The 15,380-nt window shown below is 64.5% G+C and carries 11 protein-coding genes; 5 read left to right on the top strand and 6 right to left on the bottom strand.

All coding sequences use genetic code 11. The annotated features are described in order from the left end of the window. Nucleotides 1–26: 26 nt before the first annotated feature. Nucleotides 27–554 (bottom strand): hypothetical protein, encoded by a 528-nt coding sequence (locus tag AC1RQC_RS07170; protein WP_492882792.1) that lies wholly within the window; start codon nt 552–554, stop codon nt 27–29. Nucleotides 555–674: 120 nt separating this feature from the next. Here AC1RQC_RS07170 and AC1RQC_RS07165 point away from each other — a divergent pair, with 120 nt between their 5' ends. The 3 genes from AC1RQC_RS07165 to AC1RQC_RS07155 all read left to right on the top strand — a co-directional run bounded on the left by AC1RQC_RS07165 (nt 675) and on the right by AC1RQC_RS07155 (nt 3,576). Further along, the gene (locus AC1RQC_RS07165; protein ID WP_492813031.1) at nt 675–1,724 is read left to right on the top strand and encodes a DMT family transporter; all 1,050 of its coding nucleotides are present in this window, start codon (nt 675–677) and stop codon (nt 1,722–1,724) included. A 234-nt stretch (nt 1,725–1,958) separates the two neighbouring features. Continuing rightward, nucleotides 1,959–2,723 (top strand): SDR family oxidoreductase, encoded by a 765-nt coding sequence (locus AC1RQC_RS07160; RefSeq protein ID WP_492882790.1) that lies wholly within the window; start codon nt 1,959–1,961, stop codon nt 2,721–2,723. A gap of 274 nt (nt 2,724–2,997) precedes the next feature. Next, nucleotides 2,998–3,576, top strand: coding sequence for a hypothetical protein (locus AC1RQC_RS07155; protein WP_492828879.1), 579 nt, complete (start codon nt 2,998–3,000; stop codon nt 3,574–3,576). Nucleotides 3,577–3,765: 189 nt separating this feature from the next. Here the strand turns inward: AC1RQC_RS07155 and ada are convergent, their stop codons facing one another. The 3 genes from ada to AC1RQC_RS07140 form a co-directional block, all read right to left on the bottom strand. Further along, nucleotides 3,766–4,833, bottom strand: coding sequence for a bifunctional DNA-binding transcriptional regulator/O6-methylguanine-DNA methyltransferase Ada (gene ada, locus AC1RQC_RS07150; protein WP_492373420.1), 1,068 nt, complete (start codon nt 4,831–4,833; stop codon nt 3,766–3,768). 150 nt (nt 4,834–4,983) lie between these two features. After that, nucleotides 4,984–8,826, bottom strand: coding sequence for a response regulator (locus AC1RQC_RS07145; protein ID WP_492813034.1), 3,843 nt, complete (start codon nt 8,824–8,826; stop codon nt 4,984–4,986). Continuing rightward, a complete protein-coding gene (locus tag AC1RQC_RS07140; RefSeq protein WP_492373422.1) occupies nt 8,823–9,989 on the bottom strand; it encodes an HD domain-containing phosphohydrolase in 1,167 nt (388 codons plus the stop codon). The genes AC1RQC_RS07145 and AC1RQC_RS07140 overlap by 4 nt, the downstream gene beginning before the upstream one ends. A gap of 663 nt (nt 9,990–10,652) precedes the next feature. Here AC1RQC_RS07140 and AC1RQC_RS07135 point away from each other — a divergent pair. Beyond that, nucleotides 10,653–11,072, top strand: coding sequence for a hypothetical protein (locus AC1RQC_RS07135; RefSeq protein ID WP_492373423.1), 420 nt, complete (start codon nt 10,653–10,655; stop codon nt 11,070–11,072). A 188-nt stretch (nt 11,073–11,260) separates the two neighbouring features. On the opposite strand, the gene AC1RQC_RS07130 is transcribed toward AC1RQC_RS07135, so the two are convergent. Further along, a complete protein-coding gene (locus AC1RQC_RS07130) occupies nt 11,261–14,287 on the bottom strand; it encodes a hybrid sensor histidine kinase/response regulator (RefSeq protein ID WP_492882788.1) in 3,027 nt (1,008 codons plus the stop codon). Nucleotides 14,288–14,347: 60 nt separating this feature from the next. Between AC1RQC_RS07130 and AC1RQC_RS07125 the strand changes: the two genes are divergently transcribed. Then, complete coding sequence (locus AC1RQC_RS07125; protein ID WP_492813040.1) at nt 14,348–14,521, top strand: hypothetical protein; 174 nt, start codon at nt 14,348–14,350, stop codon at nt 14,519–14,521. A 54-nt stretch (nt 14,522–14,575) separates the two neighbouring features. Here AC1RQC_RS07125 and AC1RQC_RS07120 read toward each other — a convergent pair whose 3' ends face one another. Then, the gene (locus tag AC1RQC_RS07120) at nt 14,576–15,178 is read right to left on the bottom strand and encodes a response regulator transcription factor (RefSeq protein WP_492373425.1); all 603 of its coding nucleotides are present in this window, start codon (nt 15,176–15,178) and stop codon (nt 14,576–14,578) included. Nucleotides 15,179–15,380: the final 202 nt, after the last annotated feature.

The raw sequence follows: 15,380 nt of genomic DNA, 5'->3' as shown, positions 1-15,380 counted from the left end.
AGGCCAAGCCAGCCCACATCAGGGCATCAGGGCGCCCTGCTGGAATCCCCACCCAGCGGATCCAGGGTGATCTGCACCTGCCTCAGGATGCCCTGCTTGTCGAAGTAGCAATTGAACAGCGAGGATAGGTTGCCCTCCTGGCGGAAGCGATAGGACCAGACGTCGCGCTGCATCAGCGGGTAGTACTGCACCGGCTCGAGCGGCTTGCCGAAATGCTCTTCCACGTCGCGCTTGGTCCAGCTATCGACCTTGGCCTGGTAGATCTCGGAAGTGACCAGCATCTGCCGGAAGTTCGTGAGTTTTCCGCTGGCATCGAAATCGGCCGCGTAGGCCTCATAGCCCAGCGGTTGCTTGGAGTAGATCCAGCGCCCGGAACCGTCGGCCAGCCGGTAGATATTGGTGGGCTCACCGAAGGTCGCGCGCACCGCGCTTTCCGGGGCGCCGATCAGTTTCTGGCCTTCCTGCACCGGTTGCAGGATGGCGCAGGCTGGCAGCATCAGCAGCGCAGCCGCACAGATCAGCCAGCCGCCCACGTATTGCGAGGTGGTTTTCATAGCATTCCAGAGGGGAAACCGCCATGCCCGGCATGGCGTCCAAGGCTGAAATATATAGCATCCCCCGCCACCACGCCGTGGCGCGACAATACGGCATTGCCACGCCTTGCTGCCTTGCCCATGACCATCCGAACCGCCGCCCCCGCCCTGGCCGCCGCCCTGCTGTTTGGGGCAAGTACGCCACTTGCAAAGGCCCTGGCCGGGTCGATCCCGCCATTGCTGCTGGCCGGCCTGCTTTACCTGGGCAGCGGGCTGGGGCTTGGCATCCTGCTGGCGCTGCGGCGCAGCATGAGCGGCGCCGCAGCAAGCCCGCTCAGCGTGCCGCGCCAGGAGGCGCCATGGCTGCTGGGTGCCATCCTGGCCGGCGGCGTGGCGGGGCCGGCCCTGCTGATGACCGGCCTGGCCAGCACCAGCGCGGCATCGGCCTCCCTACTGCTGAACGTGGAAGGGGTATTCACCGCGCTGATCGCCTGGGTGGTCTTCAGGGAAAACGCCAGCCGCCACATCGTCCTTGGCATGCTTGCCATCGTGGCGGGCGGCTTGCTGTTGTCCTGGCAGCCGGGCAGCCTGCGGTTGTCCGCTGGCGCCTTGCTGATCGTCGGCGCGTGCCTGTGCTGGGCCATCGACAACAACCTGACGCGTAAGGTGTCAAGCAACGACGCCATGTTGATCGCCTGTATCAAGGGGCTGGTTGCCGGCGTGTGCAACACCGGGCTGGCACTGGCCGGCGGTAACCACCTGCCGGCGCTGCCCGCGCTGGGCGCGGCCATGATCATCGGGTTCCTCGGCTACGGCGTGAGCCTGGCTCTGTTCGTCATCGCGCTGCGGCTGCTGGGGACCGCCCGCACCGGCGCGTATTTCTCCGTGGCGCCGCTGTTCGGCGTGGCGATCGCGTTCGGCATGTGGCCGCAGGCTCCGCAGCCGGTGTTCTACGTGGCGGCGCTGCTGATGGCGCTGGGCGTGTGGTTGCACCTGCGCGAGCATCATGAGCACGAGCACAGCCACGAGGCGACCGAGCACAGCCACGCGCATCGCCACGATGCGCACCACCAGCACGAGCACGCCTTCGACTGGGACGGGCAGGAGCCGCACCGGCACCTGCATCGGCACGAGCCGCTGGTGCACAAGCACCCGCACTATCCGGATACGCATCACCGGCACTCGCACTGAGGCATTGAGGCACTGAGGCAAGGGCTCGGTATCCACACGGTTTTCTTGAAGCCGTGCACGTAGTTGCGTTTTTTCTCCAACACTGCCCTGAGCGAGGCTGCCGTTGTTGAAATCGGTGGCCGGCGGCTGTCGTGTCTTTCCATTTCGCCTGAATTCGATGCCAAGAAACGGAGTTCTTGCGCCTCGACAGGCGAGCAGACTGACGGCTGATCAATTTGAACATCGGAAAGAAGAATGAACACGCTTGCAAACAAAGTCGCCATCGTCACCGGCGCTAGTTCCGGGATTGGACGCGCGACCGCGCTACTTTTCGCTCGTGAGGGCGCAGCGGTGATCGTTGCCGCTCGTCGCAAGGCTGAGCTGGAAGACCTTGTGAGGGAAATCACTGAAAATGGCGGAACGGCTACATATGTCGCAGGCGACGTCAGGGAGGAGGCATATGCTCGGACTCTCGTTCAGACGGCTGTTGAGCGTTTCGGTGGATTGGACATCGCGTTCAACAACGCGGGGACACTCGGCGAAATGGGGCCTACACCGGTCGTCTCGGCGACGGGTTGGAGCGAGACCATTGACACCAACCTCACCAGCGCGTTCTTTGGCGCGAAGTATCAGATCCCCGCGATGGTGCTTCGTGGCGCCGGAAGCCTCATCTTCACTTCGACGTTTGTTGGGTACACCGTCGGCTTCCCCGGCGTCGCAGCCTACGCCGCCAGCAAGGCAGGATTGATTGGGTTGACACAATCACTCGCCGCAGAGTTTGGGCCGAAGGCCATTCGCGTCAATGCAATCCTTCCTGGCGGAGTAGACACGCCCATGGGGCGCACAATGAGTGCGTCGCCCGAAGCCATGGCTCATGTAGCAGGACTACACGCTCTCAAACGCATCGCTACACCGGAGGAACTTGCGCAGTCGGTCCTCTACATGGCATCCGGCGCCTCGTCATTCATGACCGGCGCAGCGCTGCTGGTTGACGGAGGCGTGTCGATCAATCGCACCTGATGTTGTTGGGACTTGGGCTGGGGCTGGGGCTGGGGCTGGGGCTGGGGCTGGGGCTGCTAGAGGAAATGCTGGCCTGACGCGATCTACCACCTGTTCAGTCGTTTCGACCTTCAATGCCTGCCGAACCGCCGGACGTTCTCCTATCGCCTTCGAATCGGGAGCGATGGATGGCGGTATAGTACGGTCGGACGCTGACGGCTGCGATCGGGCCAAGTGCGGACATTCAACCTATCAACGAACGTCGTAACCACGCCTGGTTCTTCGGCATCAACCCATGAAGTTCAGACACCTATTGCTCGCTATCACCCTGACGTGCGTTGCGCTGCCGGCAACCACGCTTGCCGTCATCAAGCCATTGCGAGTGGTCGCCCCCACGCTGATGCCCGATGTCGCCTGCCCGCTCCCAGGCATCTGCATCGACGACCTGGCCAGACTCGCCGACGCGCAGGCGCTGTATCGGGAGGGGTATGCGAAGGCGGCCAGCGCAGTTGGCCCGTTCCGGCAATCGCCGCGTGTGGTGTTTTGCTCGACGCAGGCATGCGCCGATACCTTCGGGCTGGGGCGGCGTGCAGCGGTGGCGATCGGGAACTTCGGCACAGTGGTAGCCCCGCGGGGGTGGCAGGCGTTCTATGTCGCGCACGAGCTGATTCACCATCGGCAGGCAGAGATGCTGGGCAATATCGCCGTGGCGTCGCAACCCGGGTGGCTGATCGAAGGCATGGCGTACGCGTTGAGCGGCGACCCAAGGCATCCGCTGGGCGAGCCGTTCGAACAGTGGCGATCGCAGTTTGAGGCTTGGTATGCCGGCGTGGGTGCGAGCGACCTATGGGCGTCGGCGCGCGAGGTCCGCTGAGGTCTTTACGTCTCCCTACGTCTTCTTACGTCGTCAGACACAGAGCCTCGTTGTTCGCAGTCCGTCAATCGTGATGCTGACGCCAGCAAGCGCTGGCATATCCCTCTTGGTCGCGTTCGGCGCTCAAGCGTGGCCAATCCAAGCCGGCTATCGCTTTCGCGTTCGTGGTTCGGCTTTGGCGTTGCGGGACTATGCCTCGCGCTTCAGCAATTCCCGCTTACGCTCAACGCCCCATCGATATCCAGAGATGTCGCCATCTCGCCGGATAACGCGATGGCAAGGAATGGCCACCGCGATATGATTTGCGCCGCAAGCCTGGGCAACTGCCCGCACGGCCTTCGGTGAACCTATACGCGCTGCGATCTCGGCGTAGCTGGCCGTTGCACCTGGCGGAATCTCGCGAAGCGCTTGCCAGACCCTCTCCTGGAACGCGGTACCTCGGACGTCGAGCGGAAGATTCAACCCGATTGCCGGCGCCTCGATGAAGCCGACAACGTTCGCGACCAGTCGCTCGAAATCCGCGTCCCCGCCGACGAGACTTGCTTTGCGGAACAGATCCTGCAGATCACGCACGAGAAGGTCGGGGTCATCTCCCAACAAGATCGCGCAGATGCCCCGTTGGCTTTGCGCCACCAGGATGGCACCCAGTGAGCACTGGCCGACAGCAAAGCGGATTACCGCGTTTTTGCCGCCACCCCGATAGTCACGTGCGCACATGCCGAGCATGCCGGCGGATGCCTCGTAGAAGCGACTGTTCGAATTGAACCCGGCCTCGTAGATCGCATTCGTAATGGTCTCGGCACCGGCGAGTTCCTCGCGCAGCCGCCGAGCACGGGACGCGCTCGCGTACGCTTTCGGAGTCAAACCAGTCTCGGCTTTGAATATCCGGTGGAAGTGAAACATGCTCATGCCAGCTTGCAGAGCTAGCGCTTCGAGATTGGGTTGGACCTCCGAGACGTCGATAAGCCGGCAAGCTTCGGCGACCAGGGCGGCACGCTGGGCAGCCGCAGCACTTCGGTCCGAAGAGACACGTCGACTGGATCGGTAACCGGCGGCTTCCGCGGCTTCGGCGGAATCGAAGAACTCGACGTTCTCCCGTTTCGGGAGACGGGCCGAGGAACTCGGGCGACAATAAATCCCCGTCGTCCTGACTCCGTAGACAAATTTTTCGTCTGCCGAAGGATCTCGCGCTTCCACGGCCGCCCATCGCTCGTCATCAAGCGAAGGAGCCCCTGGCATATTGGCATCTATATTCATGATCGCGTCCAAGAACGGCTTGGTGTGAGGACACTATAATCCTCGATTCGATCGCAAGAACTCCGTTTCTTGCGATCGAAACGCCTCACGGCGTACACCGCCACAAGTACCCGAAGCGATTCCCGCTATCCGGGGATGCCGAGGCCGCCCCTAGGGCGCGACGCCGCCATCCAGCGTGGCCAGCGCCGCCAGGTAGTCGTAGCGCTCGACTTGCGCGTGCAGGCGCTGGCAGCCATCGGCGGACAGCAGGCGGGTAAAGACGTCCCGGTAGCGGGCGAAGGTGTGATTGGCCGCGCTGTCGCCCTCTTCCAGCTGTTCGCGCAGGAGCTTGAGCACAGCCTCCTGCGTGACATCGGGATCCGCAAGGGGGCCGGACGTATCCGGCGCGCCGCCATCCAACGCTGCGGGCCCGGTTGGCAGGTGCGTGCGCAAGGTCGCCAGCAATGGCGGGAAGGTGGTGCGCAAGGCCGCCAGCAGCGTGACGGGGTCGGGGCGCCCGGGCGCATGAGGAAGTTGCAGGCTCGCCTCCAGCGTAGCCGCCGCGCACGAGATCGACATGGCACCGAGATTGGCGGCCAAGCCCTTGAGCGAGTGCGCGAGCGACAACGCGCCGTCGCGGTCGCCGCGGGACAGCCGCTCGCCGATCCGGTCCGGCATGTCTGCGTAACCGCTGGCAAAGCGCTCAAGCAGCTGCCGGTAGACTTCCGCGCGGCCGCTGACGCGGCCCAGGCCGCCGCCGACGTCAAGATACGCAGAGGTTGCCAGCGCGTCCACCCAGGCCGGCCGGGACCCGGCTGACGGGGCCGCGTCGTCGCCGCCCGGGACCGCCAGCCACTGGCGCAGCATGGCATAGAAGGCCGGCGGGCTGATCGGCTTGGCGATATGGTCGTTCATGCCGGCTGCCAGGCAGCGCGCCCGGTCTTCCGGCAACGCGTTGGCCGTCATCGCCACCACCGGCAGGCTTGCGAACTTCTCTTGCTCGCGGATGTGCCGGGTGGCTTCAAACCCGTCCATCACGGGCATCTGCACGTCCATCAGGACCAGGTCGTAAGCGCCGGCCTGGAGCAGGTGCAGCGCCACGGCGCCGTTCTCGGCCGTATCGGGGTAGATGCCCGCGGCCTGCAGCAAGTGGACCGCGACCTCGCGGTTGATGTCGTTGTCTTCTACCAGCAGCACGCGCGCGCTCGGCAACTCCGGCATGGCATCGAGCGCCGCCGAATGCGGCTCCGCCGCCTCCGGTGGCGCGTCATTGTCCGGGGACAGCGTGCGCACCGTCGCCTCCAGCAGCAGCGATGCGCTCACCGGCTTGATCAACGTCGCGTCAAAGCCCGATCGCTCGCCCTCGCGCAAGACTTCCTCGCGGCCATGGGCGGTAATCATGACGCGGCGCGGGCGCGGGTGGCACAGGCGCATGGCGTCGATGTGGCGAGCGGTCTCGATGCCGTCAAGACCAGGCATCTTCCAGTCGATGAACACGGCCTGGTAGGGATCGGCGGCTTCGTCGGCCTGGGCAATCCTTGCCAGAGCGGCACGGCCTGAGGCGGCCTCGTCCACGCGGAAGCCAAAGTTGCGCAGCATGGCAATGATGACCTGGCGGGCGTAGTCGTGATCGTCCGCCACCAGCAGGCGGCAGCCCGCCAGCTGTGGCGCGACCAAGGCGCTGGCAGGCCGCTTCTTGCCCGCCAGCAGGTCCAGCTCGAACCAGAAGTTGCTGCCCTTGCCCGGCGTGCTTTCGACCCCGAGGGTGCCGCCCATCAACTCCACCAAACGGCGGCAGATGGCCAGGCCCAGGCCGCTGCCGCCGTAGCGCCGGGTAGTCGAGGCGTCGGCCTGCTCGAAACTCTGGAACAGGCGCGAGCAGGTAGCCGCGTCAATGCCGATGCCGGTGTCGCGCACCTCGAAGCGCAAGCGGATGCGGGGCTGGCATTGCCCGTCGCCGTGGTGCTCGACGCGTATGACGATTTCACCCTGGTGCGTGAACTTCACCGCGTTGTTGGCGAAGTTGATCAGGATCTGGCGCAGGCGCAGCGGATCGCCGCGCAGCGAGTCCGGCACGTCCGGGGCGACTTCGACGATCAGCTCGAGGTGCTTGGCATCGGCCCGCTCGGCCACCAGGTCGCACACCGTGCGCAGCATCCGCTCCAGCGAAAAATCGACCCGCTCGATCTCCAGCTTGCCGGCCTCGATCTTCGACAGGTCGAGGATGTCATCGATGATCTCGAGCAGATGCTGGCCGGAATGCTGGATCTTTTCCAGGTAGCCGCGCTGCTTGTCGTCGAGCCGCGTGCGCAGCGCCAGATGTGCCATGCCGATCACCGCATTCATCGGGGTACGGATCTCATGGCTCATGTTGGCCAGGAAGCTGGCCTTGGCATGCGCCGCGCTCTCCGCGGCCTGCTTGGCCACGACCAGTTCGGCATTGGTCTCGGCAAGCTCGCGCGTACGTACCTCGACGCGGCGCTCCAGCGTCTGGGACAGCGAGGTCAGCCGGTGGTTGGCCTCGACCTGCTCCGTGATATCGATGCCCACCGCGCCGACCCCCACCACCTCATGGGTAGCCGGGTTGCGCACCGGGAAGCGCGTCACCTGGAGATGGCGCTCGCCATGGGGCGTCTGAAGCGCATAGACATGCTCCTCGGCCTTGCCCGAGGACATCACGCGCGCCTCCATGTCCCGGCGTACCCGCGCGACTTCAGGGTTGGAGCCGGAATCCCAGTCGGACCTGCCCAGGACTTCGCCCTCGCTCGCGCCGAGCAGCGCCTGCATGGCCGGGTTAAGGGCCAGCATGGCGTGATCGCGGTCCTTGAGCGACATGATGGCGGGCGAGTGCTCGAGCATCGCGCGCATCCTTTCCTGGCTCTCCGCCAGGCGCCTGCCGTCCCGCCGCGCGATCCACGTGGCGGTGCCGATCAGCAGCAGGATGATGGCCGTCAGTGCCGCCAGCACGTCGCGGGTAAACAGGTACGGGGCGAACGCTTCGCCCATGTTCTGCTCCACGATCAAGCCCATCTCCAGGCCGGGGACCCAGATCCCTGCGCCCGCGGCCCGCTGGCCACGGTAGTCGGCATAGTCGTAGGCAAGCACAGAGGCATGGTCGCGCAGCAAGCGCTCGGCAACCAGGGTCAGCGGGCCGCCCGGCTGGGCGCTGCCCCCGTCCTTGCCGCTTTGGCCGGGGACCCGGGCCCATACGTTGAGCATGGACGCGGTGCCCGGCGCCAGCCGGCCCTTGGCCTCCAGCTCCGGGCCGAAGCGGCTGGGAGACACCAGCCGGCCCCGGGCGTCGATGGCGTAGAGCTCACCGGTGCGGCCGAACTGGCCGGCCGCGATGATCGGCAGCATCACGGCACCGGGATCCAGCCGCAGGCATAGCACGCCAATGGCGCGTCCCGCGTCCAGCAGCCGGGCGCACACCACCTGGAACGGCAGGTCCACCAGCGTGCCCCATGGGTCCCGGGTTCGCTCCGGGGCAGGATAAGGCGGCGAGGCCGCGCTGCCCTCTTCCAGCGCCCGCCGGGCCGTCCGGGCAGGTTCCGGCAAGAGCAGGCGGCCGGTGCGGCCGGGCAGCTCCGACGCCACGATCTTGAGGTCCGGCGTAGCCAGGACATAACCGAGGTAGCCGCTGCTCTGGAAGACCGGGGTCACCCAGCGTTCGAACCTGGCCACCGCCTCGCCATCCGGCAACGGCTGGCCTGGCGCCAAGAGCAGCGGGCGCGCAAGCCTGAGCGCCTCCGGCAGGCGCGCAATCCGCTCGGCGCGCCGCTGTTGCTCGCCACTCCAGAGTCCCAGCAGCCGCGCGTTCGTCGCCAGCATCGACTCTACCCGCGCGCCCAGGTTGGCCCGGTCGTTCTCGTACACCAGCTGGGCGGCGCCGCCGGCCAGCAGGCAGACTGTCACCACCAGCAGCACGGGATAGACGTAGCGCCGCAGACCGGCGCGCGTGGCCACCCGCCTGCGCCAGGCAGCCAGCCATCCAGAGGCGGATGCGCCCATCATGCCTGCGGCGTGGTGACGGGATAGCCGTTGGCGGCCACTAATGCCGCCTCGCGTGCATGGTCCGCGTCGGTGTCCGCGTAGCGTTGCGAAATGGCCAGGAACTCCGGCGCGATGGCCAGGAACGCGTCCACCATGTCCGGATCGAAATGGCTGCCGCGTCCTTCGCTGATCATCCTTACCGCCTGCTCGTGCGGAAATGCGGGCTTGTAGACGCGCCGGCTGATAAGCGCATCGTAGACATCGGCGATCGCCATCAGGCGCGCGGAGACAGGAATCGCATCGCCCGACAACCCGTCGGGGTAGCCGCTGCCGTTCCATTTCTCCTGGTGATAGTGCGCAATCTCGCGAGCGTAGCGCAGGAAGGAGTTAGGGGTGCCGCACTGGGCCTCGGCGTGCGCAATGGCATCACGCCCCAGCGTGGTGTGGGTCTTCATGACCTCGAACTCTTCGGCGGTCAGCTTGCCGGGCTTGAGCAGGATGCGATCGGGGATGCCGACCTTGCCGATGTCGTGCAGCGGGGCCGACTTGAACAGCAGCTCGATGGTCTCGTCGTTGAGCTCGTCGCAAAAGCGCGGATGGTGGCGCAGCGCCTGCGCCAGGCGGCGCACGTAGTGCTGGGTGCGCCGCAGGTGGTTGCCGGTTTCATTGTCGCGCGTCTCCGCCAGGGATGCCATGGCCATGATGGTGACGTCCTGGATCACGGAGATCTCCCGCAGCCGGCGCTGCACCTCCTGCTCCAGGTAGGCCGACTTGTCCCGGAGAAAATCCCTGGCGTTCTTGAGGGTGAGATGGGTGGCGATGCGCGCGTGCATCACCAACGGGCTGAGCGGCTTCATGATGTAGTCCACCGCGCCCACCTGGAACCCGCGCGTCTCGTCGTGCTCGCCGGTACGGGATGTCAGGAAGATCACCGGCACGTCCATGGTGGCCGGGTTCGCCTTGAGCTGGCGGCACGCTTCGTAGCCGTCCATGTCAGGCATCATCACGTCAAGCAAGATCAGGCTTGGCGCCGCCGCCGTGGCGATGCGCACCGCCGCACTGCCCGAGGTCGCCACCTTCACCCGATAGCGATCCTGAAGCAATGCGGCCATCATCGCGATGTTTTCTGGAAGATCATCCACCACAAGAATCGTGGGCAGGGCGTCGGAATTATCAGAGCGCATGGGGAGATTCAGGTCGGGATACTTGCCGGGCAGGCAAGATGACGGCGTTTCCGGCGCGCTTCGAAAGACATACCGTCATATTGCGTTGACATAGCGGATTACTCGCACCGGTTCGCTTTTCGCCCGGGCCAGGCCACAGATTGCACGGGACGCAACAACCCCAGGCGCATCCCGGCCCCTGCCTTGCCATAACGGCCATCTTGCGTCGCAATTCAGCCCCCTCTTGCGGAGGGCATAAAGGTTTGGCATCCGCTGCCGTTAACCCCGCTCCGGGCGGGCATGGCAAAAAAAAAAGCCCACCGAAGTGGGCTTTCGCAAGAGCAACGGACATCGGTCACATGGCATTGACACTGACACCCCGCGATCGCTTCAATGCACGCCGACTACGTCAAAAAAAAGACGCGTCCGCATTGCCGGCACCGCCACACACCACGCACCGCACCGGCTGTTGCCCGACCAACAGCGAGTCCATGCAGGCATCAAGGCCCGTCTTTCGCTGAATCGAAGCAACGGCGGCATTGTCATTGGCTCTCGCAAGATCGGAAAGAGTAAGAATACTCTCCCCCTCCCCCAATTTTCCCCTGGCAACGGATGCGGATACGGGGTGTGCAACCTGAGTAATTCCACTCTTTCGCGGCGGCCATCGCCGAGCCATCATGAGGCATGGAATCTCATCAGCAAACGGTTCGCCATACCTTGCGCATCGACCAGTGGATAACGGCGGTGGGCGGCGGGGAAACGTCGCTGGCGTATGACGACTGGTTAAGCCACGTTCTCAATGGCCTGGCGCCCGGACTGAAGGAGCATGCCATATCGATAGCAACCCGGGAAGGCAAGTGCGAGTTCCGGCTCCAGCATCGCGCACGCTATGAAGTCCGGCATCCGAGGATCGGCATCCGGCGCTTCGTGTGCGCCGTCGACAGCGATGCGACATTGATCGCCTTCGAGAATACGATCTCCGGTGTCCGCTACCCATGGGTGACGATCGACGGCGCACTCACCCACGTCGAACTGTTCACACTCAGGTTGCTATCCGCCGGACTCGACCTGTGTGCCGCCCCGGTCGGTGTGGAGAGCCGCTGAAACGTTGATGGGTCCTGGCGACCGACGCGATGGCGCGATGGCCGCCCCCCCTTTTTTCCGGTCCAGAGCCCGCTTTGCGTGTGAGGATTGCCAGCATGGCCGATTCTGCAGGGAAACAGCACTCCCCTGTGTCCCCCCCTTGCAGATGAAGCGCCAGATTCACGCGCAGGGCTGGCTCTGGACCCTTTTTATACCGCGCCCACGGCGCACGCCGAGCGCATGTTGGCGATCAGCGCCGGGAAGTCCCGGCCCAGCGTGGAGAGCGCCGCGGCATCCGCACGGCCATCCTGCAAGCCGCGCTCCAGCGCCGCGCAGGCCTGCGCGAGCTGCGCCGCCCCAAGCATGCCCAGGATGGCCTTCATGCCATGGGCATGCAGGCCAGCCTGGCGAACATCGCCGGCCCCGATGGCCTCATGGATCCGCGTTGCCATGTCCGCGCGTTCTGCGCATACGCGCCTGGCCAGATTGATGTAAAGATCCTCGCGACCGAACAAGAGCTTGATCCCCGAGGCGGCGTCCAGGCCCGGTATGGCCTTCAGGGCCTGCGTCACCGCTGACGCCGGTGGCGTCGCCTGCGCCGTCACCGCCACCGTAGTCCCTGCGCCTGCCAAGCCACGAGTCGCGCCCCACGGCGCGGCAACGGGCGGCAGCCATGCCGCAATGGTGCGGAACATCGCCTCTGCGTCGATCGGCTTTGAAATATGATCGTTCATCCCGCCCTCGATGCAGCGGATGCGGTCCGCCGACATCGCGTCTGCCGTCAGTGCCAGCACCGGCAGGGCATAAAGGCCCAGGTCGTGGCGAATCGCGCCAGTGGTCTCTATGCCATCCATGCCCGGCATATGGATGTCCATCAGCACGATATCGAATGCGTGTTCCTTGAGCGCCGCCAGCGCCTGCTGACCGTCGCCGGCAACGTGCACGTCCATGCCCACCAGTACGAGAAGATCGTGCGCGACCTCCTGATTGATCGGGTTGTCCTCGACCAGCAAGACCTTGCGCCCGTGCAATGCCTGCCACGCCGGCCCGGCGATCGAGCGGCAATCCGATGGCACCATCGCCGCATGCGAAAGGCCGGAGCCCGGACCGGCCGCCCGGTCTGCCCGCCCAATCTCCAGCGACACCTCGAACGAGAAGATGCTTCCCACACCGGCCTGGCTCCGCGCGAGGACGCGCCCACCCATGAGTTCCGCCAGCTTCTTGCTGATCACAAGCCCTAGGCCCGTGCCTTCAAAGCGGCGGTTCAGCGCGCCGTCCAATTGCTGGAACGGCGTGAAAAGCTCCGGCAACGCTTCCGCAGCAATGCCTACGCCCGTGTCCTCGACCTCGAAGGACAAGCCGATATGGCTGTCGCGCACGAGTGTCTCCCTGACTCGCAGGCAGACCTCGCCACGATCCGTGAACTTCAGCGCATTGCTCAGGAAATTGATCAGGATCTGCCCGACCCGCAGCGGATCGCCGACAAGCCGAGGCGGAATCGCGGGGGACGTGAAAATAGACATCATGATGCCTTTTGCTTCCGCCGTTTCCCAGAACAGGCCAGTGACACGATCCAGCAGTTCAGACAAGTCGAACTCGCGCGCGTCGATGGTGAGTTTGTCCGCCTCGATCTTCGAGAAATCCAGGATATCGTTGACGATCCCCAGCAAGTGCGCCGCGGATGCGCCGATGCGCTCCAGATAGCGGTCCAGCTTGTCCGCGCGCTCGCGCTTGAGCGCCAGATGCGACATGCCGATGATGGCATTCAGCGGCGTCCTGATCTCGTGGCTCATGTTGGCCAGGAACTTCGCCTTGGCGCGCGCTGCCGACTCAGCCGCCTCGCGCGCTGCCGTCAGCTGCAGGGTGCGCTCTTCGACGCGTGCTTCCAGCGTGTTGGTCAGCGCCTCCAGGGCCTGCCGGGTGCGTTCCTGCTCGGTGATATCGGCGACCACCGTACCGACGCCGATGATGCCGGCATCGTCCGGCCCGGGCACCGGGAACTTGACCACGCGGAAAATGCGTTCATAGCCGTAACGAGGACTGATCGCATGCACCTGGCTTTGGGATGTCCCGCTGGCCAGTACCAGCTCGTGCATATCGCGGCTGATCTGGGCGATATGGCGATTCGGGATGATGTCCCAGTCGCAGCATCCCACGGCAGCGCCCTGGGGCACCCCGATGGCTTGCTCGTAGGCGTGATTGGCCATGATGCCCACACCCTTGGGGTTCTTGTAAGCCAGCCCGGTCGGCACGTTCTCGCGGAATGCGCGCATGCGTTCCTCGTTCTCGGACACGCCGCGGCGCGCGCGCCACTGGAACACCGCCAACGCAAGGATCAGCCCGATCGCGATCGCGCTAAGGCTCACGATCGCCGTGCGGACCAGGAAGTACGACTGATAGGCTTCGTCAACGGGTAGCTCGACGACCAGCCCCATGTCCTGGTCACCCAACCATCGGCCAGCCCCGATGACCTTGCGCCCGTCATTGCCGTCATAGCCCTCGGCGGCGACCGCCTCCGCGCCTCTATCCATCAGCAGTTGCAACGCAAGTTCCGTCGGGGCATCGCCAATGCGGCCACGCACCAGCGAATCGGCCGCAAGCCGCTTGCCGGGCACTCTCGCCCACAGCGCCTCGGAAACGTCCCGCCGCGCACGATCTGGCGCCGCATCGCGCTCCGAGGCGCGGGTCGGGGAGAGAATGCGCGCGGAGGAGTCAATCACGTAAGCCTCGCCCGTTTCGCCTATCCGGCCCGCCTTGAGAATCTTGAACAGCTTCACATAGGGATCGATGCGCAGGCACAAGAAGCCCACGATCAATCCATCCGCGTTGATGCGTGCGCACGCCAGCTGATAGAACATCCCGGCCGGCTGCTCAATGCCCTGGACCATGAGCGGCTGCGTCGAGACGGTGGGGCGCGAAATGGCAAATCCGAGCTCCTGCGCCCCCCGCAACGTGCGTAAGGTCGGCTCGGTCAGGTCCGAGGCGTTGACATAGCGCGGGCTGCTCGCCGCGACTATGGTGTGGTCCGGCCGGATCAGGGCATAGCCATCGAAGCCCCGGCTCCTGTAGATCGGCAGGATCCACTGATCGAGTTCAGTCCGCAGATCGGCGCTGCCGGGATCGGCCAGTATACGTTTCGCCAGTTTTATCAGGGCAGGGTTCTCGGCAATGGTCCCGACTCGCCCCGCCGAATCCTCTCCCATCGTCCGGTTCAGGTCCGATATGGCCTGCAGCACGGATTTCAGGCGGCTTTCGGCACTCCGATGAAATTGCTTTTCAAGGCCCCGGAGCACCTCATGGCTCAAGACCAGCAGCAAGGCAACGGCGACCGCCGTCATGATGAAATTCAGGCGGGTTTCTCTACCGGCTGCCCCTCGCAGACTCCTGAAGTAACGCTTGAGCATGATTTCCTGCGACGGTTCTCGGCTTATAAAACGGCGGCGGCATTCCGGACCAGTGCCAATAGCTAACGCGACCGAAATTTCTGGCTTTCATCACCGTTTATGGCGACCAAACGGGATGACTCAATCGAGAAGCAGCGTTGTCAATTCAATCGCTGATTTGACTTGCAGTTTCTCCATCAAGTGCGCCCGGTGATTTTCCACGGTGCGAACGCTGATCCCCAGTTCCCTGGCAATCGCCTTGCTGGTCTTGCCAGTCGTGACGTGCCAGGCAACGACTCGCTCCTTCGGGGTCAGGCGTGCAAGCCGCGTGCTTTTGTCGGCGCAAGCCAGCTTCTGCTCGTGCATCTGGCGGCTGCGTTCCAGCGCGCCCCGCACTTTTTGCACCAGCATGGCGCCATCGACGGGCTTCTCCAGAAAATCGAGCGCGCCCGCCTTGATCGCCTTGACCACCGAAGGGACCTCGGAGTAAGCGGAAACAAAGATGGTAGGAGGAAGAATGCCCATGCCCGCCAGCGCTCCCTGCACCTGCAGGCCGCACATCCCCGGCATGCGCAGATCGCAGACCAGGCATTCAACTGGCGCCGGCCGGTACGATTCAACAAACTCGCGAGAGGAAACAAACGTCCTTATGTCAGCGCCAAGACCACGGAGCAACTCGTGGTACGCCCAAAGCACAATTTCATCGTCGTCGACTAGATAGATGACGGATCGTTCAGTTGCCACAACCTACGCCTCCAGTTCCTGGCTCCCTGCGACCGAATTTCGGCCTGCCCGTACGCTCACCTACTGCGCAATGCAGTCGATAGGGCCATTCGGACACCTGACACGCTCTACATCCACCGGCACAGTAAACCATCATGATGGCTAAGTTGAAATTGGGCAATCCCCGTAGTAGTTGGCAAAGAACGAAACCGAAAATATTTCG

This window comes from Cupriavidus sp. GW822-FHT03E04 (genome assembly GCF_058801495.1).
The sequence above is the reverse complement of the archived record's forward strand: the minus strand, read 5'-3'. Positions and strand labels throughout refer to the sequence as shown.